Genomic DNA, 24,895 nt, shown 5'->3' on the forward strand with positions numbered 1-24,895 from the left:
CTTATATATCCAACAACTCTTTAATAAACTATGTAATACGGATGGGAAAAGCCGACTATCCCCATTCCATTTTTATTCTATATCCGTAACCGGATCCTCGTTCAGGATGATTTGCTCTAGTAGAAAATTTTCTCCTTGAATAAGGTCAAAATAAGCTGCTTTATTTAAAATACTGTCGTAATCCATTCTCATGATTCGGACATGCGGTTGGCTAAACCATGATTTTTTCTTGATTTTCACACGTGACTCAATCATTTTGCATTCATCTAGAATCAAATAGATTTCATTCGCTGAAACGGAATCTTTAAAACTGCGAACTTGTTCCCTTTCATAGGTCAATCGATTATCGGAGATTGTCATCTTTTCTGATTTTGTGACTAGTTCTTTATTCATCATCCATGACTGTTCTAAAAATTTGGCTTTTTGCATCAACTTCGAATATTCTCTTAAATCGATCTTCAGGATTTTATCCCAGTCTTCGTTTTCATTATTGTTAGGCTTACTTAGTTCTTTGATTGCTCTGGATAAATTTTGTCTCTCCATCTGATCAATAACGACTTCCAACTTTTGATTTGCCAAACGCATTCGCTCTTTCGCATAACGTTCTCTGCTTACCGCTTCTTCCATTTTTAAGACATAATTTATATTTGCCTCTTTTATATTGTTTTCTACAACTTCTACTTTGGGCTTAGGTTTAGACTTTGGTTTCGGTTTAGAATTCATTTCAACAGTTTGAAGCGGTTTGACAAATTTAGAGACTAATCGTTCGATCTCCTCGACAAATAGCTCTAATACATCCTCACTTTCAACTAATAGCTGCTGTTCCAAGGATTGAAGCAAATTGACCATGAAAGGAAAGTCAACTTCACGATAGGCAATAGGAACAAAATCAATGTAATAAATGACCCGATTGTCTTCTTTCTCTTTTGATCCCCCTATCCAGGCAATCTGAGGGAAAGTATGAATAAGCTCGTCCAACAATGCCGACCAATCAAGATCCACAAAATCCAACGTGATTTCAACATGTTTGAAAAAAGAAATAATTGTATGGAATTCTTCAAAATATTCTTCTACTTCTTCTTTAGGATAGGGAATTCCTAGATTTCTTTTTTGAAAGATTTCTTCACAGATATAATAAATATCTCGCAACATGTCATCGTCAAAAAGACGCTCACCTACTGCCGGAGAAGCAGCTTGATAAATATCAACTATAATATTTTGATAAACCACTTCTTTTTCTCCTTCCCTTACTCTATCGACTGATCAGCTAAGCGTTCTGTTTTATTCAATAGATCTTCCATCAGCACACTTGTTTCACTTTGAAGACGAAGGATACGAGTATGGTAGTTTGCTGCCTCTTGATTTATCTTTTTCAGCTCGATCGAGGCTTCTGAAACAGCTTTTTTAGTTTCATGTCTTGCCGCTTCCACTGTTCTGTCTGCTTCAATTGTTGCTCGTTCGATGATTTGCTGTGCTTTTTCTTTCGCTTCCATCAAAACTTCAGCAATCTGTGTCTTCATTGAATCCTGCTGACGTAATTGCCGTTCAAGCTCGTTATTATTTGCACGTTCTTCTAACAATTGCTCTTCTACTTGTGTTCTTGCATCTTCCGCCTGCCTTAGTTGATCTTCAAGCGCGTGCACTTTTTCTTTGGATTGAGACGAGCTGGTCAATCGTAAGGTCAGCTGGTCGATCTCCTGCTGTTTATTTTCTACTTCCGCTTTTAGCCGTTCCGCCATTGTCTTTTGACGCTGAACTTCTTTTTGAAATTGCTGATTCTCATTCGTTAGATGTTCAACTATGGCAGCTTGCTCTTCTTTTAGTTCTTGCTCCTGCTTTCTCATCGTACTTTCTAAACGATCTCTTTTACTTGATGCTTCTGGCCGACTCTTCTTAGGAGGCTCATATTCTTCCTCTTCGAAATCGTCATCATCATATTCGTCATAGTCATCATACTCTTCGTAATCATCGTAATATTCTTCATAATCATCATCATATTTTTGCTTTTTCTTCTTAAACATAGCCAACTATACCGCTTCCCTTCTTATCTCTATCTCTTACAGTGCACCTGTTAATAATTCTTTTATTTTTTCATCATGATGGTCATTTAAAAGTACAAAATCTTGATTTAAGTAATAGCCAATTCCTTTTTTATTTAAAATGAATGGTTCAAAAATCGACGTTTTTTCCATTATTTTTTGTTTGATACGGTTGATCAAATTACTTAATAAAGCCTGTTTATTTTTTTGCTTGGCATTTATCCAAATCGCTTCACATAATGCCTGACTTGAAAAGACCCTCTGCTCCGACTTAATGAAGTGCTCTAAAACTTGGTGCTCTTTTTTAGTTAATGGAATCAACCAGTTGTCGATGATCAACGTTCGGTCTTTAAGCTGGAAGGTATGTGTCTTTTTGTTTTTAACTGAAAATGATGAATGTTGAGACATACTCTCATTACCTGAAAAAACATCTATCGTTCTTTCTTGATTGGTTTGCCCTGCTCGTACTGCTGTTTCTTCAAAAATTTCTGCCAACTTACTGGCTAAATCAGTAACCGATATCGGATAACGAACAAATGTCACCTCAGTATTATCAGCGTATTTAGATTCATTTGCCTGTTCTGATTCAAAAGTTAAGACGACAATCGGTTTATTAAGCAGTACCAAGTTGTCTAAAAACGATTCTTTTAATCCGCTATACATAGATTGTTGATAGATGATTAAATCGAAATTTTGTAAAAAATAAAACTCTTTATCTTTTGGCCGAGTCAATATATCTTTTGAAACCATGATTTCATAATCCATATTTAACAAACTATTTTGTAATAATCCGTTAGCGCTAAGTGTGTCAGTCAATATAATAATTTTTTTCCTCATAGTAGAAAGTCCCCCTCATATTTTTGTATATAGTAAAATACCAACCATTCATGTTAAAAAAATTCCTTAGAGAAAATTGAACCAACCTTGCTAATCGTTTATACACCACTATAAACTGCAAAAATTGAATAATAGGAATTTCCTATTCTTATATAAAATAAGAAAAAAATATTACGGTTACTTTAAATACAACATTTAAAATAATTGGTGACGGCTAGATGACGGTCAATTTAAATATGGTAATAAGTTTAATATTAAAAAAAAGAGCATTTTAATAAAATAAATGAATCAATATTTACTGTAGAAAAGAAAAAAGCCTTATACAATTTCTTAATAGTTCTTAATTTAAATTAAGTTAGAGTCATTTTTTTGACGGTTTATTTGACGGCGAATAAAAACAAGGGATTTTAACATTAATTCTTGATTATGTGGAAATAATAATCTCTTATCTATAAACTATCTGGTCTTATACTGTTTTAGTATTACTAGTTATTGCTTAAATAGTACCGTCATTATGATTAAAACATATAATCTATCGATGAATATCATTTAATTAAATATATTGTTATTTTTTTATTCCTCATTGACACGCCTAAATTAGTTATTGTATACTTGAAACGTAAGCAATTAATACAGCATCTGTTTGTAAGAACTACAATATAGTTTAATTTAAACAATTATAAATTTTTCTTATTTTATATAAGAACAAGAAAAAATTTGTTATTTATAAATAAACTTGATTTTATACAAATTATTGAAAAATTGAGATATATCACGTTTTTTCATGAAATACATATAAAAAAGGGAGTAGCGTAAAACTAGATAGTTTTACGCTACTCTCTTTTTATTGGTACTCTATTCTTCATCAAAATGGATTTCTAAGATATCTAAAATCCTTGCCAAATCTGATTGTGAAAGATACTCGATTTCGATTTTCCCTTTGCCTTCTTTTTCTTGAATGGCAACGGTCGTACCGAATTTATCCATCAAGCGATCTTCACTTTCGCGAATATAGTATGGCTTTTCTTTTAAGGTCTTTTTGTCTTTTTTAGCCAGTTTCTTGCCTTGGTTTTCATTTAGATCATTGACGATTTGTTCTAATTGGCGCACTGTTAAATTTTCTTCAACCACTCTTTTAGCTAATGTCAATATCTGGTCTTTATCTTTCAACCCTAACAATGTTCTCGCTTGCCCCATAGAAAGAGTTTCACTTTGAACTAATTCTTTGACTGGTGCAGGAAGTGTCAATAAACGTAGATAGTTTGCAATGTAAGGTCGGCTTTTACCTAAGCGCTCTGCTACTTCGACCTGCGTCAATTTTAAATTCTTCATCAACATATCATACGCTTCTGCTTCTTCTAATGGGTTTAGATCTTCACGCTGTAAGTTCTCTAAAACAGCCACTTGCATCATTGCTTCTTCATCAAACTCGCGGACAATTGCAGGAATCGTTTCTTTTTCTGCTAACTTAGATGCGCGAAAACGTCTTTCTCCTGCAATGATTTCGTACCCTTTGACTGCTGACTTTCTGACGATGATCGGTTGAAAAACACCTGATTGTTGAATAGAATTGGCTAATTCCTGCAATGAAGCTTCATCGAATGTTTTTCTTGGCTGGTATGGATTTGGCCGTAATTCATTTAGCGGAATCTCGATGACTTCTTCTTTTTGCACATCGACATCTTCTAAGCTGGCGAAATCCTGAAACAGTGCATCAATACCTCTTCCTAAACCTTTTCCTTTACTCATTATCCAACACTTCCTTTGCTAGTGCTTGGTACACTTCGGCACCACGTGAACGAGGGTCATAATCAATAATCGATAAGCCGTGACTTGGTGCTTCTGATAAACGGACATTTCGAGGAATGATCGTATCATAGACTTTTTCACGGAAATATTTACGGACTTCTTCAACAACTTCTGCACCCAGATTCGTTCTAGCATCATACATCGTCAATAATACGCCTTCGATACGCAAGTCAGGATTAAAGTGCTTTTGAACCAAACGAATCGTATTTAACAGCTGGCTCAATCCTTCTAAAGCATAGTACTCACACTGTACAGGAATCAAAATGGAATCACTCGCTGTAAAGGCATTGATCGTTAAATGACCTAACGACGGCGGACAATCGATCAAGATAAAATCGTAATAATCACTAACTTCAGCGATTGCCGCTTTTAGTCTGGTCTCACGCGCCATCATAGAAGTCAACTCGATTTCTGCACCTGCAAGCTGGATCGTCGCTGGAACGATATCCAAATTTTCTCTGGATGTTTGTTGAATTACTTCTTTGATTGGTTCTTCATTTACTAATACATCATAAACATCTGTGGCAACATCCGGTTTCCGTACGCCAATACCGCTTGTTGCATTTCCCTGAGCATCAATATCGATCAGTAAGACTTTTTTCCCATGATAGGCCAAACTAGCACCTAGATTCACTGTGGTCGTTGTCTTACCAACTCCGCCTTTTTGATTCGCTACAGAAATTATTCGTGCCATTTGTGTCCCTCCATCTTATTTGATCGGTTGTTTATTTGGTAATCCTGGTTTTCTTGGGTATTTTTTAGGTGTCTCTTTTTTCTTTTGAATCACAACAATATGACGCTCACCATTTGTGACTGGTAATTCAAATGATACTTCTTCTTGAAATTTACCGCCTAAAATTGCGATCGCAGGTTTCGCTTCAATAATTTCTTCTTCACTTTTTGCTGCTTTTAGCGCTAAGAAAAAGCCTTCCTTTTTCACTAATGGTAAACAAAGTTCACTTAAAACATTCAAACGCGCCACTGCCCGAGCAGTTACATAGTCAAATGCGCCGCGAAATTCTTCTTTTTGTCCAAAGGTTTCCGCACGGTCATGATACAACGAAACTTTTTCTAAGCCAAGTTCGTTGGCTAATTCTGTTAAAAAAGTGATTCGTTTATTCAATGAATCCACGATCGTTACCTCCAATGAAGGAAAAACGATTTTCAGCGGAATACTTGGAAAACCTGCACCAGCACCAACATCACAGATTGCCTTGTTTGTTGAAAAATCTTCAAAAAATGCTAACGAAATAGAATCATAGAAATGCTTCAAATACACATCTTGTTCATCAGTGATCGCAGTCAGATTCATCTTCTCATTCCACTCAACAAGCAACTCAAAATAACGGGCAAACTGCGCCATTTGATGCTCTGACAGCTGGATGTCTTTTTTACTCAATAATTGTTTAAACTCTTCAGGTGTCATAAGATTCCTTCCTTGCGTGAAACAGAAAAATGTTTCACAATTGTCTTTTCTTACTTTAACGCAAATAGCAATTTCTTGCAATGTTTTTAGCAAGTTTTATAAGAGTTCTAATAAAATAGTTCTTTCTATTGTATAGATGTATTTTTCAACTATTTTTAAAAGACAAATAAAGAATGCAAAACAAAAGGCAAACACCCTTTTGTTTTGCATTCTAGATTCAAGCACACATCTGTCTGCTTTATCAATCTCCACCTGCCGTTGCTTTGATAATCGTGTTATAAATCGGTTCACGATTGATTAGATCCTCGACCGTACCGATTTTGACCCCTTTAGAATAGTAGCCGTCTAAAATACCCAACTTTTGGAAAATCGTTTGCTTGTAAGCAATTTCCGCGTTCCATTCGACCGTATCCAAAACGGCTAGTGCTGAATGAATAGCTTCAAGCCCAGTTTCACCACCTGTGGTGATCAATACACCATGACTATCTAATAAAAATTCATGTGGTAATTGTTTTCTAGGCATCGTCTTAATATGATTGCTGACGATTTCTGCCAGCTCCTCTGAGCAGTTTGGTTCAAACTCTAGGACTTCGATATATTCGACCTTTTGAGTTGCTTCGGTTAGATTCGGCATATCTAGGCCGCTTGTCGCCCAAAACATACTGCTAGGTGCATGCGCATGAAGGACAGCTTTGATTTCGGGATTTGCATCATAGACAGCTTCATGCATGTTGATTTCCCTGGTCAATCCGCCTTCACCAGCGATGACTTTTCTTGTATGCGGCTCGACAACTAAAATTTGCGAAGCCGAAAGATGTCCTAAATAAGCTTGCGACATCATAGTTGGCGTCATGATGATGTATTCTTTTCCAGTTTTATCCGTTGTCTTAAAAGAAAAATTTCCTCCAGCAACATTCGTATTTTTACGTTCAAAAATCAACTGAACGATTTTTGCCATATCTTCTCTTTCACGTTCAAATAAAATTCTTCCATCTGCCATAATCGATTACAGCTCCCTTTTCTTTTTTAATAGTTTCCCTGTACGAAGTGTTTCTTTTGCTGCATCTTGTACGAGTCTATATTCTTCATATTTTTGCTTTTTCCGTTCATCATATTCTTTAAAAAGAACTGCATTACCATCTTTATAGATAAAAAATGAAAGCAGGATGACCAAAAAATAGATGGGGGTGACATTAGTAGCCATCGCGACGATAAAAAGCAATACATCCGCAAACAGTAAAATGAGCCATTTCCCTTTTTCATTCATCATCATCGTTCCTTTCTAGACTGGCTATTTTGCCTCTTCGTAGCGTGCACTCGGCACGGGTTCTTTCGACATATATTTATACAGCCAGACAAACATCGCAATAAAAATGATAAACCCAACGATCGCTAAAATATTCAAATTCGCTGCTTCTGCGAATAAAATTCGAAACTCCGGGCCTTCAATCGATGACCACGTGATACTGCCGCCCTTTAAATCCACTGCGCCTGTTTTTTTCGCTAAGCCTGTCAACACAGGTGCTAGATATGTTGCGCCATATAAATAAAGTGGTGTATAAATCAAGCCAAGTGTGATCATACGATACAAATTACCACCAGTTAAGAGTAATCCGCCGACAGCAATCGAATAGTTGATGATTCCTGCTAAAGGCAAAACTTGATTCCCTGGTAAAATCATGGCATATCCGATAAACACAGGAACTAAAATGATGGCTGTCACCCAAATTTCTGAACGTCCTGCTAAGACAGGCCAATCTAAACCAATGTAGACTTCACGATCTTTAAAGCGTTTTTTCATCATCTCAGACATCGCATCCGCTAAGGGTGACAACGACTGCATAAACATCTTACTGATCATCGGGAAAAGAGCCATTGCAGTAGCAATCTGAATACCTAAATTCAGTGAACCTGATAACCCGTATGCTGCGCCAAATCCAAGTAAAATACCGATAATAAAACCCATCACACTATTTTCAGAAAAAATACCGATCTTTGCTTTTAGTGCTGTCGTATCTGCTTTTTTATTAAAGAAGGGAATTTTATCCATCACAATATTCACCGGCAGCATCAATACAGCAGAAATATTCATTAAATGAGTTACCGTAACTAATGGAATCCCCGTTAGATCTTGAATATGACGTTGGAACATATCACCCATTTTCAACTCCAAAACAACTTGAATAATTGCTGCTGCAAACCCTGCGATCAAAGACCCGCTGATAAAATAAACCAAATACGCTGTCAACGCTTTTCCCCAAACATTCCACATATCAACATTCAATGTTTTGGTTAAATTCAACAATAGCATCACAAAATTGACTCCTAAAACTACCGCGAAAAAAACAAATGCATACGACCAGGACCATGTGATACTCGCTGCTCCTGTCCAACCCAAATCAAGCGCCGGCAAGTTGATGCCCGTATTTTTCGCCATCGCTTCTGATGCCGGGCTAACTGCATCAGACATAAATCCAATGACCATACTCATTCCTGTAAACGCAACGCCCAGTGTAATGGCTGACATAAACGCTTTTTTCAATGGCATCCGGGCAATCAGTCCAATGATCAAAATAATCAATGGAACAAAAATTGCTGATCCAAGATTCAATATATAATCAATCACAGATTGAAAAATTTCCATCTCCTCTACCTACCTATCTTTTTATTTTTTTGGTATGATTACTATATAGTTTTTCTTTTAGATGGAGAGATCCGGCGTAAGCTTCGCCCCTCTGTCTAATAACGTTCAGGTTCGTCACAACCTGAACGTCTTTTTTATTTCTTCGTATCGTTTACGATCCCTTCATAGATTTCCTCTACACCCATCCCTGTCAAAAATGGGACACCTGCATACACCGAAATCCCAAGCTTTTCCGCCGCTTCAAGTACTTCATCATCAGGTTTTGCAATGTAGACATAAATACTCGCGCTTGGTAATTCCTGTAAGATCGATTTGTAATCCACTGCTTCCACAGGATAATCGATATTATCTGCTTCCAGTTTACTTTTGATTTTCTCCGCTACTGTTGTACTTGTCGCGACACCGCTACCGCATGCTACAATCAATTTTCTAGCCATTTTTTGCTTCCTCCCATTGTTTCATAAATAAATTGAACACATCTGCTTTCTCAGTTGTTTGTTTTAATTCAGAGACAAATCCATGATTTTGAAATAAGAGCATCAGTTCCTGCAATAAACCAACCTGTTTCGTGGGTTCTTTGATCCCTAGGAAAAATAAATCGCACACCTCCATCTCTTGGTTATCCCCCATTTGTTTGACCTTGATCGGCTTTGTTGTTCTAACAATATATATGAAAGGCCTTTCAATATATTCTGTGTCTGAGTGCGGCAAGGCGATGTTGAGATATTCTGTGATCAGCCCTGTTGGAAAATCTTTTTCTCGGGCTCTGATGCCTGCTAAATATCCTTCATTTACATAGCCTTCTTCTAATAAACGCGCCGCAATTATTTCAAATAATTCCTCTTCATTTTCTACCGTCAATTGTAAATCGATCAATTCTGGTTGAAACATCATTTTCGTTTCCATCACTTTCCTCCTTATCATGATCAACACAAATTTTCTTACTTCGTTGAACTTTTTATGTTCAACTTTGTAAATATATGTTAAACTTTGTTTATACAAAAAGAATACAACTTGTACAATGGTTTGTCAACGCTTTCTTTTGATTGTTTTTTGTTCGTTTTACGTTTAAAATGTAATAGATAAACATTTCCGAACAAAAAGGAGCATATTTTATGTTAAAAAGAGAGCGTCATGCGCATATTTTAGAATTACTGGAAGAAAACACTTTTATGACTGTGTCTGATATTGCCGAAAAACTTGATGTGTCAGAAATGACGATACGTAGAGATATCAATGAGTTGAGCGACTCTAATCAGCTCGTTCGTTTATACGGTGGTGCACAAAAAATCGACCGCAAGGATAAAGAACTAGCAACTCATGAGAAGATCAATCTACATATCGAACAAAAAGAGTATATCGGTAAAATCATGAACTCTTTGATTCAAGATCATCAGGTTGTTTTTCTAGGTGCCGGAACAACTATCTTATATGCGTTGCCATTCATCAAGAAACAAAATTTAATGATTGTAACGAATAGTCTGATCGCATTCAATTATGTGATCGAGCATACAGATTATCGCGTTCTTTTAACAGGGGGAGATTTTACACCGATCACAGAGGAATTTATCGGAGAGCATGCGGAACAAACATTTGATACGATCAATATCGACATCGCCTTTGCTGCAACCAATGGAATCTACAACAATAATGTAACCACCTCAAACTATTTAGAAGGCGGCGTCCAGCGGGCAGCATTTAAAAATGCGAAGAAAAAAATCGTCGTTGCCGACAGCACGAAGTTCAATGTCAGTGATGTTTACACGTTTTATAAGCTTTCTGATCTAGACTATGTGATCACTGACGACAAAATCGATGAACAAACATTCAATTTTTATCAGTCTTATGGCAAATTGTTGAACAAAAAAAGGTAGCTGGGTTGGGCTCTTCTTTCAAAAATCCAGTTAGCCTGGAATTTGAAGGGAGAACAATAATGATTTTAACAGTGACACTTAATCCATCTCTTGATTCAATTTATTTCACAGATACTTTTATTTTGGGAGAGATGAACCGTTGCGGCAATCCAGTCAAAGCAGTTGGGGGAAAAGGTATCAACGCCGGTAGAACAGCCGCTATTTTAGGCGCTGACGTAACTGCGATCGGCGTTTTAGCAGGAATCAATGGCGATTTCATTCGTAAAGCTCTTAAAAAAGAACCGTTTTTTGCGACACATTTCCTACCAATTGCAGGCGAATCACGAAACGCGGTGACTGTAATGGATCGAGAGAATAATCAAACAGAAATCGTCGAATTAGGGCCGGAAATTACTAAGAATACAAGCCAACAGGTTTTAGATCTGGTAATGACTCTTGCAAAAAAACAAAAAAAAGAACCGATCATTGCTCTATGCGGATCAGCCAATACTGAAAATGAACATCTTTATGAGAATTATTTGCAGCAATTCGGCTCGACTACAAAAATTTTGACAGATATTTCCGGTAAACAATTACAAAACGTTCTTAAGAGTTCAACTAAACCTTACTTTATCAAGCCTAACATTCACGAATTCGCTGACTTATTAAACACCACCGTAAAAAATAAACAAGAAGTCCTTACGCACATGAATCATCCTTTAGTAAAGGGCATTCCATTTGTCCTTGTTTCCTGTGGAAGTGACGGAGCTGTAGCGAAATACCATGAGCGTTTTTTTGATCTTTGCATACCAAAAATCGAGACTATCAATCCCACAGGCTCTGGGGATGCCACAGTTGGGGGGATTGCATTTGCTTTAGATCAAGGTTTCTCTATTGAAGAGACGTTAAAATATGGCATGGCTTGCGGTATGAGCAATGCGTTGGAGCAAGCTGTAGGCTATGTTACGAAAGAAAATGTAGCACGACTTAAAAACGAGATCATCTTACAGGAAATCCAACATGATTAAAATCAGAAATAAGCTGACATTCACGAAATTGTGAATGTCAGCTTATTTTTGAGATCAAATATTTCTATCCGATCTTCATGGTTATTTCAAAACATCCTCAAACTCTTTTTCTGTTTCCCATCTTCTGTAAAATTCTCCGGATCAAGCCAAGATTCTAATTTTCTTTTAACTTCAGGCCATTCACTATCAATAATAGAAAACCAAGCGGTATCTCGATTTCGTCCTTTATAGACCAACGCTTGACGAAACACCCCTTCAAACACAAAACCCAACCGTAACGCAGCTTTTTTAGAAGGTTCATTTAGCGCATCACATTTCCACTCGTAACGGCGATAGCCTAATTCATCCATCGCATAACTTGCGGCAAGATATTGTGCTTCTGTCGCAATACGTGTCTTTTTTAACTGATCTGAATAAATGACAAAACCGACCTCCATTGTGCCCTGTTCTTGATTTATTCGCATCAAAGCCAAAGTCCCAAGGGCCTTCTCAGTTGTTTTATCAATGATTGCGTAATGCAGCGGATCTTTAGACTGACTGGCAGACTCTAAATAAGCAGCAAAAGTAGCTTGATCTTCAAATTTTTCTAACGGTAAATAGGTCCAATTTTCAACGGCACTTTCAGGTCCATATACTGCATATAGATCTTCGACATGTTTTTCTGGGGTGAGACACTCCAAATAGCAATATCTTCCCTCCATTTTTCTCTTTGTTGGCTTTTTTCTAGTCGTCCAATCACATATTGGTTCACCAATTGGTTGATTATATTGATTTTTCATTCAAATTCCTCCCTCTATCAGATTATCAGAAAAAAATAGCAATTAATAGTTTCTGGTACACTCCAAATTCTCACGTTTTTTTCAAAAACTACCTATAATCTTACAAAACAAGATTATTATGTTTAAAGATTTATGATATGATAAATATAAGTGAGACCATTGGCTTGAAACTTATTTTCAAATGTCACAAAAGATAAATAATTCGTAAATAAAACAAATACAGTTTAAAAAAATTATAAACTAAAGAGGTGAGAACTCTTGAAAATAGCATTGTGTGATGACAATCCAATCGAAATCGGTCAAATAGAAACCATTTTAAATCAAAATCGACTCTTAAATTATGACTTTGATTTTTTTAGCAATGGAAAAAAACTGTTGAAGCATATCAGCGATATGGATGTGAAATACAGTATTTATTTTATTACAATCGAGATGGCAGGCCATAAGGGGATAGATCTTGCGCAACAAATACGTGCACTTGATTTACAGGCACTGATTATTTTTATTTCAAATGATACCACACATATGCCGGAAGTTTTCCAAGTCCAAACCTTTGATTACCTACTTAAGCCGATTTCCAAAGAGCAATTGATGCTAACAATGGATCGAGCAAAGATTTATTTAAATGAACAAAATACTTATTTTGATTTTTCATTCGGCCGAAAAACGATTTTTCTCCTATTGAATGACATCGTATATATTTCAAAAAGTGGGCGAGTTGCCTACATCCACACAACGGATACAGTCTATAAGACGTATTTAACTATGTCGGAAATTTTAGAAAAGCTAACGAGCAACACATTTGTCCGTACTCATGGGAGTTATGTCATCAATTTGAACTATATCGTCGAAATTGTTAAAAATGAAGCCTTTGTCAAACATTTTAAAGACGGCATTCAACAAGAAACAAAACTATCTGTGCCAATCAGCAGAAAATTTAAAGATGATCTAAAAATAAAGTATTCAAATTTTTCAAAGATGCTATAGTTCATTTCCTTAATTGTTACATTCAGTTACGACTAAAATCCAATTATATAGATATAAAAATCCTTAAGCTCTGATAAAAAAACTTTATCAGAGCTATTTATTACATCAAAATTACCTTTTATTACATTTAGAGTTTTTCCAATTTTTTTTATGATAAAATTGTTGAAGATAGGTGTCCATAAAACAGATACTTACAAGTAAAAAAATTGGAGGAATGAAAAATGGCAGGCGATAGAATTAAATTATCCCCACAAGAACTAAGAACTTCTGCAACAAAATATACAGACGGTTCTAACCAAGTAAATGACATTTTACAAAAATTACAAGCAGAGCAAGATACAATTCAAGGAAACTGGGAAGGTTCAGGTTTTGATAGCTTTAACGATCAATTTACTGCACTTAAACCAAAAGTAAGTGAATTTGCTGAATTACTAGAACAAATCAACAAGCAATTGAACGAAGTTGCACAAATCATGGAAGAAACAGACCAAAATATCTCTTCAGCTATCGGAAGAGGTTTATAAGAAACACATACTGAGGAATAGGGAGGGCACTTGCTCCTCGCTGTTCCTCTTTTATTTAGGAGAATGAGAGATGAACAGTAAAAAACTTTATTACATTTTAAAATCTGTTTGGATGGTTGTCATACTGCTGATTATGCTGATTTTTATGAATCGCGATTTTACCGATATTTCTGCAAAAAAAGAGCAGGACGAAGAAGATATGCGGTTAAACATTGCCCTAGTGAATGAAGATGCTGGTGTCAATCGAAACAACATAGACTACAATCTGGGCGCAGATTATGTTAAGAAAATCGAAAAGGATGTTACTTATAACTGGTTTACTGTCAGTCGGGGAATCGCAGAAAATGGTCTAAAAAACGGCACTTATAATCTTCTCGTAACGATTCCAAGCAATTTTTCAAGTAAATTATTGGAACTAGACAGTCCGTCACCAGAAAAAGTACAAGTCAACTATAAGATCAACGCAAATGGGAATGCCACACTAGAAAATGAGTCAAGAAGCGTTGGGAGAAAAATCGTGAGCGATTTGAATCAGCAGCTAGTGGATCTTTACGTAGTCAGTATTTTAGATAACTTATTTACCGCACAGCAAAATATCGAAAAAGTATATAAAAATCAAACAGATTCTGTCAATGATTTTCAAAATATTTTATATCAACCAACATTGAATTTTAAAGATTACTTACCTGCGATCACTTCGCAATCAAAAAGTGCTTTGCAGGCAAATGACTTCCTAGCAGAAACTTTAGGCAGCCATATCCAAGGAACAGATTCATTAGTGAGCAGTCATCAGGACTATTCTTCATTACTAGAGAAGCTCTTGAAGGATCGTGCTGAAGGTATGATCTCGTACGAAGAATTCATGCAGCAATTAACACAAGCGGAGGAAAACGTCTCTGGAGAAGACATTTCAGAAATGTTCAGACAACTGCAACAATCTGGTCAAAGTATCGAATCAGAGTTTTCTTCTGGCGGAGTAGCTGACACGACTTCTGGACAGATCCATCAATTGAATCAGCAATTGGAAAAAGCAAAAGCTGCAGTTGATGAGCAACAAGCAAAATTAGATTCGATCAGTGATAATTACTTCAATCAATATAAAGAGCCTTTCTTTGAATCTTTAGGTGTTAAAGAGGGAGAAAGAAAAGTTACACTTGAAGATGTTTTAAATAAAGCTGGAAAGCAATACCCGCCGACAAATGAATCTGGTTTCAGTGTTGCTTATATAGATAGAATCAATGAACGTTTAGCTTTACTACCATTTAGGACAACGACGTTTAATTTGAATCCGCAGGATGATATTTTCAGGTATGCAAAGATTCCTTATGGTGACGGTCAGCCTTTCGTTTCGTTACAAGAGAAATTTAATACCTTGGCAGATAAAGTTGCTGTATTGAACAAAAACACAGATACCTATAATGCAGAAAATAACAAAAATGAGCCTCACCTGATATTTGATATGGATCCAGTGAAAGCAGCGGAAAGTCCTTATTATGAAGAGATAGCAAACGCATATAACACTTTGAATTCTAAGTTGCATAATACTCAAAGTACAGGAATTTTAGACGTGTATCACGGGAACTTTACTATAAATACTCAAAGTCTTGGTTCTGATGCGTATCTTCAAATAACAGATATACCAGCAGGTATTACAGACATTAATTGCAGTGAACTTGGAGGTCAAATTACTTTAGACACTCAATATAAAATCAACGGAAGTCGAACTCTGACCTTCAACTATAAATTTACAGATGAATATAATGAAACAACTCAAAGTCCAAAGATGAAAATCAAAATCGCTCAAAGCAAAACTAGTGATGACGGCTCTGTTGTACCATTCACTGTTGATGTAATCACACCAGAACCCGAGGTAGCAACCAGTCCGGAAGATGGTACCGTCTCTTCTTCTTCTGAAGAAGAAACAACAGAGCAATCACAAGCAGAAGAACCTGTGGCACCAGCTGCAACAGTCACACCATATGCAGCTGTTCTGACACAATCAGGCTTTTCAATCGAGTGGGATCAAAGCATCGACACATCTGCTTTCCTTTCCGAAGATTATCAAAAAGCGAAAAGAGCATACTCAGAAGCAGTCGGAAAAGCTTTAGAACTATATGATGCAATCAGCGCTGAACTTGATTTTTATGAAAAATATCAATTTGAACAATACGGTGCTTTCTTAAAACTAGACTTAACCGAAGCCTTTGAACAAATTCTAAATGAAACCTTCCTTGGCGGAGATTACAAAGAACAAACAAATCATTTAGCAGCCCTTAAGCTTCAAGCAGAAACCCTTGAGACACAATCTGACGTCATCGAAGCAAAAATAATTGGCGTTCTTGGTAACACACAAGACTTAAACAGTCAGATTTCACATCAAGCAGATCGTATCTCGGAAGCCCAACAAACTTTAGCAGAAGCTGTTGGTAATAAGAGTACCGTTGATTCATTCAACAGTCTAACCGACTCCAGCATCGAATCTGCGCACTCAACCTTACAAACACTTTATGAGCAATCAAAAGCGATCAAAGAAGCTTCTGAAATGAATGTCAAAGAAGCCGAAGGCGTAAAATCTGTCTTCACATCGTTCGACCAAGAAGTCAACACTGCTCAGAAAAACGGGGAGGAACTTTCCTCAAATGCTGATGTGATCATGGCAAACTTAAATGATGAATTGGCAAACAACAATGATTTTGTTTCTGCCTTTATCAAGGTATTGAGCAATGCGCAAAAAGATGGTGTCCCAAACAATACGTTGCTGCAATTTATCGCAAACCCAGTCAACGGAAAAGCCGAAGCAACGATCAAAACCACTGAAGTCAACGAACCATTCACTTGGATCTTGATCATGTATACCTTGAGTTTATTCATTGCTTATCTCTTTGCGACACAGCCGGTGATCAGAAAGGTCAAAGACAAATTCAAACGGGAACAGCTATGGTTCAAAGATAACATTATGGAAACCATTGTTCTTAGTGCAAGTGCAGTTGGTATTGGCGTTGTGTTAGGAATCTTAAGTGTCAGTGAATTAGGCATCGTGAAAGAATCCCAAATCGTTTGGGTCATGATGGTCGTCTTATTCATGCTGATCTTCTCACTGCTCAACCATTATGCACTAAAACAATTCCATATCGCCGGTTTTGCCTTCAGCTTATTCTTATTCATTAGTTACGTATTCGTGACAAATGCCATCGGAAAAACCAAAGGCAATAATCCAATGGTCGATATGATCCGTTCCATCAATCCATTATCGATCGGAGAAAACAACTTAGCAGATATCTTAGCGAATAATGCACTGAACATCGTACAAATTATTTTATATCTATTAGCAATTGCAGCCCTTGCGGCATTCAATATTTTTATTTGGAAACCAAGAAGGAAACTAAAGGAAGTGGCGAAAAAATGAAGAAATTGACGATCTTACTTTTACTTGTAATCGGCCTCTTTTCATTTACTAGCACCTCTTATGCAAAAGAAACTTTACTAGACAATAACTTAGATTTAAAAACCGATCGCTTGAATCAAAATCAGGTCGACAACGGAAAAGCCCAAAGCTTTATCGCCGAAGATCGGCTTTTTGACAGCGAGATGATCGACAAAGTAGCAAATGCAAAAAAAGTCGAGGAAAAACAACGACAGGAAGATGAAGCACAATTCTTTTTGACCAAAGTACCGAAAACCAAAGAATACGATCACACCCAGCTATTTGCGGGTAATGATGTTGAATATGCAGCGGCGAAAAAAGAAGAAACTGTTGAGGCAGTTTCTTCCGGCGCTAAGCTGCTTCCTTTGGTTTTAGGCTTATTATTGGTCACTGTCGTGACATTAGTGTTGTATCACAGTAGAAAAAGAGGTCAGCAAAATGGCAGATAATCAAGAACATATCAATATCACCCTTTTATACCAACAAGAAAAAGACAAAACAGTAGATCTACGTATTCCGAACAATATCACGGTCTATCGTTTTATCCGTGAATTGAACCAAATATTCAACAAAGAAAAAGACATAAAAAAATACCAGATCAAAGTCTTGAATAAAGGACTTTTACTAGATGAAGAGAAAAAGTTAAAAGATTATCCGATTACAAACGGAGACATAATTGAAGTGTTGGGAGAGTAAATGATGGAGACAATGAAAGACTTAGAACTAATTATCGAAAAACAAACATACACATTCAAAAAAACGGCAGAAAACTGGACACTTACCTTAAGAAAATCAGAAGTCCAAGTTAATGAAGAAAAAGACTTAGCCTTGCTGAAAGTCGCACATCCTTTATTGATGGATACTGCAATCCACTGGGAAGAAGATGCTGTTACCTTTACTTATGAGCTGCCAAAAGAACATTTGACCTTCGCTGAGCTAAAAGCCGCAACCAAAGAAGAAAAACTGCGTGCAATGGCGAACATGGCAGCGATCGAGCAATTATTAGATTTACCTCTGACGTTCTTTATCCACCCAGAGAATATTTTATTTGATTACAACTTATTACCTAAGGTCGCTTACCGTGGCTTAGCTGGTAAAATGCCGCCGAAAGTTACTGATCATGCTCTACTATTGAGACAATACAAAAGCTTGATCATCGCCCTGTTTGAAAAAAATCAGGATTTCTCAAAACTCTATGAAGGACAATTAGAAATCAAAAAAGGTTCTGAATTTATCCAAACGATCATCAAAAAAGAAAGCTTCGAAGAAATCAGACAATACTTAGTGGAGAACTACGATCACACCGTAGAGCGTACCAAGAAAACAACTAAAAAAGTCAGCAAAGCGAAATTCCAAGTCATGAAACAATTATCGATCTGGATGACCGTTTTAGCTGTTGTTTTAGTAGTTCCTTTGGCATATCTGCTGTTTTTCCGTCTCCCTTTCTTAGATCGGATGCAAAACACAGATACAGCTTTCTTGAAAAATGACTATGAAGCAGTGATCACAACATTAGATCCTGTGAAAACAGCCAGCATCCCTTTTACGCAAAAATATGAATTAGCCTATAGCTTCGTACAAGGAGAAGCTTTACAAGAACAACAGAAAAAAGTAATTTTGAACAATGTAACCTTGCGTTCAGATGAAACCTATTTAGATTACTGGATCGAAAACGGCCGCGGAAACCTTGACGAAGCCTTAGATGTTGCAAAAAACTTGGAAGATTCTGATTTGATCCTTTACGGTATCACGCAAAAAATCGAGCAAGTGAGAAAAGACACGAAAATGTCCGGAACAGAAAAAGAAGAAACTATAAGTAAACTAGAAGATGATTACAAAAAATACAAAGAAAAACGTGATGAAAGTGTGAACGCTGCAGAAGCTGAACAAACACAAGGATCAACGGCGCAGGAGGGCAACTAGATGCAAAAGATACAAGCCATCCTCTACCTTCACGGCTATCGTTACCAATTGATCTTGGACGAAGAAAAAGCCCAAACGATCGGTCCGGATAACCAAGCAGCTTTACATGTACCCGTACTAGCAGAATCTGACACATTAACGATTGAGAAGCAGGACAATTGGATGTTGACGACTCAAGATCAGGAACACGTTTTGCCGTTGAATACACCTGTGACCTTCTCGTTATCAGATGAACAGCCAGTCACTGTGATTTTGACACCAGTGACTAAATTACACATTTTTGACTTACTGGATAAAAAAGAACTGATCCTAAGCACAGATAAAGGTGCAACGTTAGAATTAGCGAATGATCATCTGACGCATCCTTTATCTGCTATCTTGAAAAAGCAAGAGGATCAGTGGCTCTTGACTGTTTTATCTGGCGAATTAATGATCAACAATCGATTATTTATCGGCACAGAGTATTTACTAAGCAAAGGAGACGAAATTTCTTTCCTTCATCATACGCTGAAATTCTTTACGCATGAGATCCATGCCACAGAAGGCACGATCATCAAATCTGATCTATGCGAAATCTACACATCACGTTACGATGTTTACGAGGACTATCCTGATTTCCACCGTTCTCCGCGGATCATTTATCGTGAGCCGGAAGAAAAAATCATGATCAATGCACCAAGTGATCCCAAAGATGCACCAAAGGATCAACTGATCAAAACGATTTTACCACCAGTTGTGATGCTGATCGTAACAGTGGCAATGGCTTTCTTCCGTCCCAACGGATTATTCGTCTTAGCCAGTGCGGCAACGACCTTGATTACGATCATCTTTTCGATCACCAACTATTTTAAGAGTCGCAAAGAGCACAAACAAAGCCTGATCGATCGTGAAATCAGCTATAAAAAATATTTGATCGACAAGTCTGTTGAGCTGCACCAGATCAACCAAGAGCAAAAACAAGGGCAACTGTACCATTATCCAAGTGTTTCTGAACTATTGGATATGACAAAAACCTACAGCCCACGAATCTATGAAAAAACACCGCTGCACTTTGATTTTCTTTTCTACCGTTTAGGCTTAGGAAATGTTCAATCATCCAGCGAAATTTCGTATTCAAACAAAGAACGCGGAAAAGAAACCGATGATCTAGAAAAAAGCGGTTACGAATTATATACGAAGAGCTTAGAGCTAACCGATATGCCCGTTTTAGCCAACCTAACGCATGGTCCTGTCGGCTATATTGGACCTAGAAGCTTAGTGTTAGAGCAATTACATTTACTAGTCAACCAATTATCTGTGTTCCATAGCTATCATGATTTACAGTTTATCTCGATCTTCCCCGAAGCAGAAAAAGCGCAATGGGAATGGATGCGTTGGATGCCTCATGCTAAAATGCAGGACGTAAATGTCCGCGGATTTGTGTATAACCAACGTAGTCGGGATCAAGTGTTGAACAGTTTAAATCAGATCTTGAAAAACCGTAAAAACTCAATGGAAGAAAACCGCAATAGCCGGGACAGTACCATCTTCTCCCCTCACTATGTGGTCATGATCACCGATGAAAAATTGATTTTAGATCATGTCATCATGGAATTCTTCAATGAAGATCCAAGCGAACTCGGCTGTAGTGTGATTTTTGTAGAAGATGTGATGAGCAGCTTATCCGATAATATCAAAACGGTCATCGATATCCGTGACCGTAATACCGGAGTCCTGTTACTGGAAGAAGGTCAATTGAAAAATACACACTTCCAGCTAGATCACTTCCCTACTGATTTTGATAAGGAACAATTGCCTAGATTATTAGCGCCGTTGAATCACTTACAAAATCTAAAATCAAGTATCCCAGAAGCTGTGACATTCCTAGAAATGTACGGCATCGAAACCTTTGATGAATTTAACGTGACTCAACGTTGGGCAGAACATTCTCCGCATAAAACCTTGGCAGTGCCACTTGGTTTACGTGGAAAAGACGATATCGTTTATTTGAACTTACATGAAAAAGCTCACGGTCCCCATGGTCTTGTCGCTGGTACCACTGGTTCTGGTAAATCAGAGATCGTACAAAGTTATATCTTGAGTTTAGCGGTGAACTTCCACCCGTATGACGTCGCGTTCCTACTGATCGACTACAAAGGTGGAGGAATGGCGAACCTATTCCGGAATCTGCCGCACTTACTGGGCAGTATCACCAACTTGGACGGCGCTCAAAGTATGCGTGCCTTGATTTCCATCAATGCCGAGCTAAAACGCCGCCAGCGCCTTTTCTCTGAAAATAACGTCAACCATATCAATCAGTACCAAAAATTATACAAAAACGGCGATGTAGACGAACCAATGCCTCACCTCTTCCTGATTTCGGATGAGTTTGCCGAGTTAAAAGCAGAACAGCCAGAGTTTATGAAAGAGCTTGTCTCCACTGCTCGTATCGGGCGTTCTCTAGGGATTCACTTGATCCTAGCAACACAAAAACCAAGTGGTGTCGTCAATGACCAAATCTGGAGTAACTCGAAATTCAAGCTTGCCTTGAAAGTGGCCGATCGTGCCGATTCGATGGAAATGTTGAAAACTCCAGATGCCGCAGAGATCACACAAGCCGGTCGTGCGTATCTACAAGTCGGAAACAATGAAATTTATGAATTGTTCCAAAGTGCATGGAGTGGGGCGGATTATCAACCAGACAAAGATGAACAACAGATCGAAGATCATACGATTTACCTTGTGAACGATCTCGGTCAGTATGAAATTTTAAGTGAAGATTTAAGTGGTTTAGAAAATGCGGATGATGTGAAACAGATCCCGACCGAATTAGATGCGATCATCGACGGAATCCATGAAGTAGCGGAACGTGAAAATATCACCCCTCTTCCTCGTCCTTGGTTACCGCCGTTGGAAGAGCGGATCATTGCGACTGCCCTTCACCCTGTGGACTTTAAAGAAGAATGGCAGACAGAGAAACAGCCGCTTGAACCAGTTTTAGGCGTTGTCGATGTACCGAGTATGCAGGCGCAGGAAACCTTACGCTTGAATATGACCCAAGAAGGTCATATGACAGTGTTTAGTAGTCCTGGGTATGGAAAAAGTACGTTTATGCAGACGGTGGTCATGGACTTGGCGCGTGTGCATAGTCCGGAAAGATTGAATGTTTACTTGCTTGATTTCGGAACAAACGGATTACTTCCATTGAAGAAACTGCCACATGTAGCCGATACGATGAGTATTGATGAAGAAGAGAAAATCGAGAAATTTGCTCGTCGGATCAATGATGAATTGAAACGTCGGAAGAAATTGTTAAGTGAATATTCCGTCGCTAGTTTGGAAATGTATGAACGTGCAAGTGGCAAGGAAGAACCGATCATTTTGATTCTTCTAGATGGATTTGAAGGCATGAAAGGTGCGAAGTTTGAAGAAATTCTTGAAAAAGTCATTACTCAGGTTGCTCGTGAGGGTGCTGGAATTGGGATTCACCTGCTATTATCTGCAGGTCGCCAAAACTCAATGCGGATGACTCTATCAAGTAATATCAAGACACAAATCGTGTTGAAGATGATCGATGATTCAGAGCCTAGAGCCATCGTTGGACGGACGACGTTAACGATCGATGACTTGCCTGGACGTGGGTTGATCAAGTTGGAAGAACCGGAATTGTTCCAAACTGCCCTTCCAGCTGAAGGAGAAGATACACTTCAAATAATTGAAGCGATCCAAGAAGAAGTGGCGCAGATGGATCAACATTGGACTGGGGCAAGACCAGAACCGATTCCGATGGTACCGGAAGTCTTGTATTTTGAAGAGTTTAGACAAATGAAACAAGCTCAACAGCTAGTACAAGAGGGCTTACTACCTATGGGATTAAATTATGAAACAGTTGATCCAGTAGCAAAATCATTAGATGCCTATCCACAATTAGCAGTCTTTGCTCCTAAATACGAACGCATTATAGGTAGTTTGAGTAGCATTCAACAATTCTTAACAATGACTGGAAAATATGAATACGTCATTTTAGATGACCAAGAGGAAAACTTCTTAGATCATGGAACTAGCGCTAAACGTTATAGTTCTAACAAAGATGATTTCTTACCTATCTGTCAAGAAATCATCGAGTTGATTGAAGATAGAGAAGATGATTTTGATGATATGAAAGAAGATGGTGAAGTAAGAAATATCAAAGAATATTTAGCTACTATTAAACCATTGGTCATCGTGATTCCGAATATCTCTTACTTCCTAACAGATATGAATCCTGAGGTAGAAAAATTATTCGCTAAAATATTACAAACAGGCGCTCAAATGGGAATATATCTACTTTATGGTTCATTATTCAATGCTGTGAGCGGCTACGATGAAGTAAGTAAGTTACTTAAGAAAGTGGACAAAGGTCTTGTTCTCGGAAAAGTTGGAGACCAAGGACAATTGAAAGCATCGAACATCGGTTACAGAGATCCAACACCAGATGATACAGAGGGTTACTTTATTGAAAATGATTATGCTGAAAAAATCAAAGTATCCTTGTCATTATAAAAAAGGAGGATAAAGCATGGACGATAGTAAAGAAAAAGCACGTGAACAAGCGCGAAAAGCAGCTGAACAAGCAGAAAAGAATAGAAGACGACAAGAACTTCAAATAAAAGCAGACAAAGTTAGAGGAAAAATTTCTAAAGCGAATACTCTTATATCCAGTTTCCGATCTAAACAAAGTGAGTTCGACCAAGCTATTTCTCAGATGGAGCAGAAGAAAAATTCTGCTCTGTCTAGCCAAATCGTTTCTCAAGTAAGAGTTTCTAAAGTCTTTGAAGGCGTAATCGCTGAGAAACAAGCTTCACAGTTACCAAAAGGAATTAAAGCATTGGATAAAAATATTAAAAAAACTCAAAAAGTTGCTGAAGGTATCGATGATCAAATCAGAGAGCTAACGACTTATCAAGATACACAACAAGATATTTTATCTAATATCATGGCACAAATAGCAAGTATTTAATAAAGGAGTGATAGCATGAGTGGAAAAATAGCTGTAATTAACCATGAATTCGAACAAACAACCTCGCAACTAAAACAAAGCCATCAAGAAATCATTAATGCTTACAAAAAAATAATTGAATTAACTAATCAGCTAGGATCAGATTCACTGAATACTGAAAAGTTGACACCCAAAATCCAAGGTTTAATGGATGGAGTCAATTCTGATGTCATTTCTAGATTAACAGAATTATTCAATCAAACAGAGAATGTTATCAAAGATTTTGAAACAGTCATTGTAAATGTAGATACTAGTTGTTAATGAAGGAGGTAGTTTAAACAATGGGAAAAATAAATGTTAATTACGGGCAAGCCCGCAGTGAAATTAGTAATATTGAAAATCAGATTCATTCTTGTCTAAACTCTGCTAAAAGTCAAATGTCTCAGTTATCTTCATTACTTAATGAGTCAGAAGGGGCATTTGTCACAGAGATCAGACAACAATTTAAAGCAGAAGAACAAATTATCACAGCTTCTGAAGGTTTTTTTAGAGAAATGTGTCAAGCGTTACTAAGTGCTGTAGATACTTATGAAGAACAAGACCGCAACATTGCGAATAGTATGGATAAAGCTATTTCTTAATAAATAGATACTAGGAGGAAAAAA

At 37.3% G+C, this 24,895-nt stretch carries 24 protein-coding genes; 12 read left to right on the forward strand and 12 right to left on the reverse strand.

Going from position 1 to position 24,895, the window contains the following annotated elements:
* Nucleotides 1–72: 72 nt before the first annotated feature.
* From CC204_RS12140 to CC204_RS12190, 11 genes are all read right to left on the reverse strand, one after another.
* On the reverse strand, nt 73–1,230 hold the full coding sequence (locus CC204_RS12140) for a hypothetical protein (protein WP_088270404.1): 1,158 nt from the start codon (nt 1,228–1,230) through the stop codon (nt 73–75).
* 17 nt (nt 1,231–1,247) lie between these two features.
* A complete protein-coding gene (locus CC204_RS12145; protein ID WP_227011265.1) occupies nt 1,248–2,021 on the reverse strand; it encodes a coiled-coil domain-containing protein in 774 nt (257 codons plus the stop codon).
* 36 nt (nt 2,022–2,057) lie between these two features.
* A complete protein-coding gene (locus CC204_RS12150; RefSeq protein WP_088270406.1) occupies nt 2,058–2,876 on the reverse strand; it encodes a helix-turn-helix domain-containing protein in 819 nt (272 codons plus the stop codon).
* Nucleotides 2,877–3,731: 855 nt separating this feature from the next.
* On the reverse strand, nt 3,732–4,625 hold the full coding sequence (locus CC204_RS12155) for a ParB/RepB/Spo0J family partition protein (RefSeq protein WP_088270407.1): 894 nt from the start codon (nt 4,623–4,625) through the stop codon (nt 3,732–3,734).
* Nucleotides 4,618–5,379: a ParA family protein gene (locus tag CC204_RS12160; protein ID WP_088270408.1), complete on the reverse strand. Its 762-nt coding sequence runs from the start codon at nt 5,377–5,379 to the stop codon at nt 4,618–4,620. Before CC204_RS12160 ends, CC204_RS12155 begins: the two co-directional genes overlap by 8 nt.
* A gap of 15 nt (nt 5,380–5,394) precedes the next feature.
* Nucleotides 5,395–6,111 carry a 16S rRNA (guanine(527)-N(7))-methyltransferase RsmG gene (gene rsmG / locus CC204_RS12165; protein ID WP_088270409.1) on the reverse strand — a complete coding sequence of 239 codons (717 nt, stop codon included), beginning with the start codon at nt 6,109–6,111 and terminating at the stop codon, nt 5,395–5,397.
* 241 nt (nt 6,112–6,352) lie between these two features.
* Nucleotides 6,353–7,111 carry a class II aldolase/adducin family protein gene (locus tag CC204_RS12170; RefSeq protein ID WP_088270410.1) on the reverse strand — a complete coding sequence of 253 codons (759 nt, stop codon included), beginning with the start codon at nt 7,109–7,111 and terminating at the stop codon, nt 6,353–6,355.
* A gap of 6 nt (nt 7,112–7,117) precedes the next feature.
* Nucleotides 7,118–7,381 carry a hypothetical protein gene (locus tag CC204_RS12175; protein ID WP_227011146.1) on the reverse strand — a complete coding sequence of 88 codons (264 nt, stop codon included), beginning with the start codon at nt 7,379–7,381 and terminating at the stop codon, nt 7,118–7,120.
* A 21-nt stretch (nt 7,382–7,402) separates the two neighbouring features.
* The gene (locus CC204_RS12180) at nt 7,403–8,755 is read right to left on the reverse strand and encodes a PTS galactitol transporter subunit IIC (protein ID WP_088270411.1); all 1,353 of its coding nucleotides are present in this window, start codon (nt 8,753–8,755) and stop codon (nt 7,403–7,405) included.
* 134 nt (nt 8,756–8,889) lie between these two features.
* Nucleotides 8,890–9,192, reverse strand: coding sequence for a PTS sugar transporter subunit IIB (locus tag CC204_RS12185; RefSeq protein ID WP_088270412.1), 303 nt, complete (start codon nt 9,190–9,192; stop codon nt 8,890–8,892).
* Nucleotides 9,185–9,661: a PTS sugar transporter subunit IIA gene (locus CC204_RS12190; protein ID WP_088270413.1), complete on the reverse strand. Its 477-nt coding sequence runs from the start codon at nt 9,659–9,661 to the stop codon at nt 9,185–9,187. The genes CC204_RS12185 and CC204_RS12190 overlap by 8 nt, the downstream gene beginning before the upstream one ends.
* Before the next feature lie 209 nt (nt 9,662–9,870).
* On the opposite strand from CC204_RS12190, the gene CC204_RS12195 reads away from it, so the two are divergent.
* Complete coding sequence (locus CC204_RS12195; protein ID WP_088270414.1) at nt 9,871–10,629, forward strand: DeoR/GlpR family DNA-binding transcription regulator; 759 nt, start codon at nt 9,871–9,873, stop codon at nt 10,627–10,629.
* A gap of 59 nt (nt 10,630–10,688) precedes the next feature.
* Nucleotides 10,689–11,636 carry a 1-phosphofructokinase family hexose kinase gene (locus tag CC204_RS12200; protein WP_088270415.1) on the forward strand — a complete coding sequence of 316 codons (948 nt, stop codon included), beginning with the start codon at nt 10,689–10,691 and terminating at the stop codon, nt 11,634–11,636.
* Between the two features lie 86 nt (nt 11,637–11,722).
* On the opposite strand, the gene CC204_RS12205 is transcribed toward CC204_RS12200, so the two are convergent.
* Nucleotides 11,723–12,415, reverse strand: a complete 693-nt coding sequence (locus tag CC204_RS12205) for a GNAT family N-acetyltransferase (RefSeq protein WP_088270416.1) — start codon at nt 12,413–12,415, stop codon at nt 11,723–11,725.
* Nucleotides 12,416–12,673: 258 nt separating this feature from the next.
* Between CC204_RS12205 and CC204_RS12210 the strand changes: the two genes are divergently transcribed.
* The 10 genes from CC204_RS12210 (at nt 12,674) to CC204_RS12255 (ending at nt 24,871) form a co-directional block, all read left to right on the forward strand.
* Nucleotides 12,674–13,402: a LytR/AlgR family response regulator transcription factor gene (locus tag CC204_RS12210; protein WP_088270417.1), complete on the forward strand. Its 729-nt coding sequence runs from the start codon at nt 12,674–12,676 to the stop codon at nt 13,400–13,402.
* A gap of 221 nt (nt 13,403–13,623) precedes the next feature.
* Nucleotides 13,624–13,926 (forward strand): WXG100 family type VII secretion target, encoded by a 303-nt coding sequence (locus tag CC204_RS12215; protein ID WP_088270418.1) that lies wholly within the window; start codon nt 13,624–13,626, stop codon nt 13,924–13,926.
* Between the two features lie 70 nt (nt 13,927–13,996).
* On the forward strand, nt 13,997–17,332 hold the full coding sequence (gene esaA / locus CC204_RS12220; RefSeq protein WP_088270419.1) for a type VII secretion protein EsaA: 3,336 nt from the start codon (nt 13,997–13,999) through the stop codon (nt 17,330–17,332).
* A complete protein-coding gene (gene essA / locus CC204_RS12225; protein WP_088270420.1) occupies nt 17,329–17,799 on the forward strand; it encodes a type VII secretion protein EssA in 471 nt (156 codons plus the stop codon). Before esaA ends, essA begins: the two co-directional genes overlap by 4 nt.
* Nucleotides 17,789–18,046, forward strand: a complete 258-nt coding sequence (locus CC204_RS12230; protein ID WP_088270421.1) for an EsaB/YukD family protein — start codon at nt 17,789–17,791, stop codon at nt 18,044–18,046. The genes essA and CC204_RS12230 overlap by 11 nt, the downstream gene beginning before the upstream one ends.
* A gap of 3 nt (nt 18,047–18,049) precedes the next feature.
* On the forward strand, nt 18,050–19,273 hold the full coding sequence (gene essB, locus CC204_RS12235; protein ID WP_157894277.1) for a type VII secretion protein EssB: 1,224 nt from the start codon (nt 18,050–18,052) through the stop codon (nt 19,271–19,273).
* Entirely contained in the window at nt 19,274–23,794 is a 4,521-nt protein-coding gene (essC, locus tag CC204_RS12240) for a type VII secretion protein EssC (RefSeq protein WP_088270423.1), read from the forward strand.
* A 16-nt stretch (nt 23,795–23,810) separates the two neighbouring features.
* Nucleotides 23,811–24,251, forward strand: a complete 441-nt coding sequence (locus tag CC204_RS12245) for a hypothetical protein (RefSeq protein WP_088270424.1) — start codon at nt 23,811–23,813, stop codon at nt 24,249–24,251.
* 15 nt (nt 24,252–24,266) lie between these two features.
* Nucleotides 24,267–24,551 (forward strand): hypothetical protein, encoded by a 285-nt coding sequence (locus CC204_RS12250; protein ID WP_088270425.1) that lies wholly within the window; start codon nt 24,267–24,269, stop codon nt 24,549–24,551.
* Nucleotides 24,552–24,571: 20 nt separating this feature from the next.
* Nucleotides 24,572–24,871, forward strand: coding sequence for a DUF5344 family protein (locus CC204_RS12255; protein WP_088270426.1), 300 nt, complete (start codon nt 24,572–24,574; stop codon nt 24,869–24,871).
* Nucleotides 24,872–24,895: the final 24 nt, after the last annotated feature.

Source organism: Enterococcus wangshanyuanii (assembly GCF_002197645.1).
Classification (GTDB): Bacteria; Bacillota; Bacilli; order Lactobacillales; family Enterococcaceae; genus Enterococcus_L; species Enterococcus_L wangshanyuanii.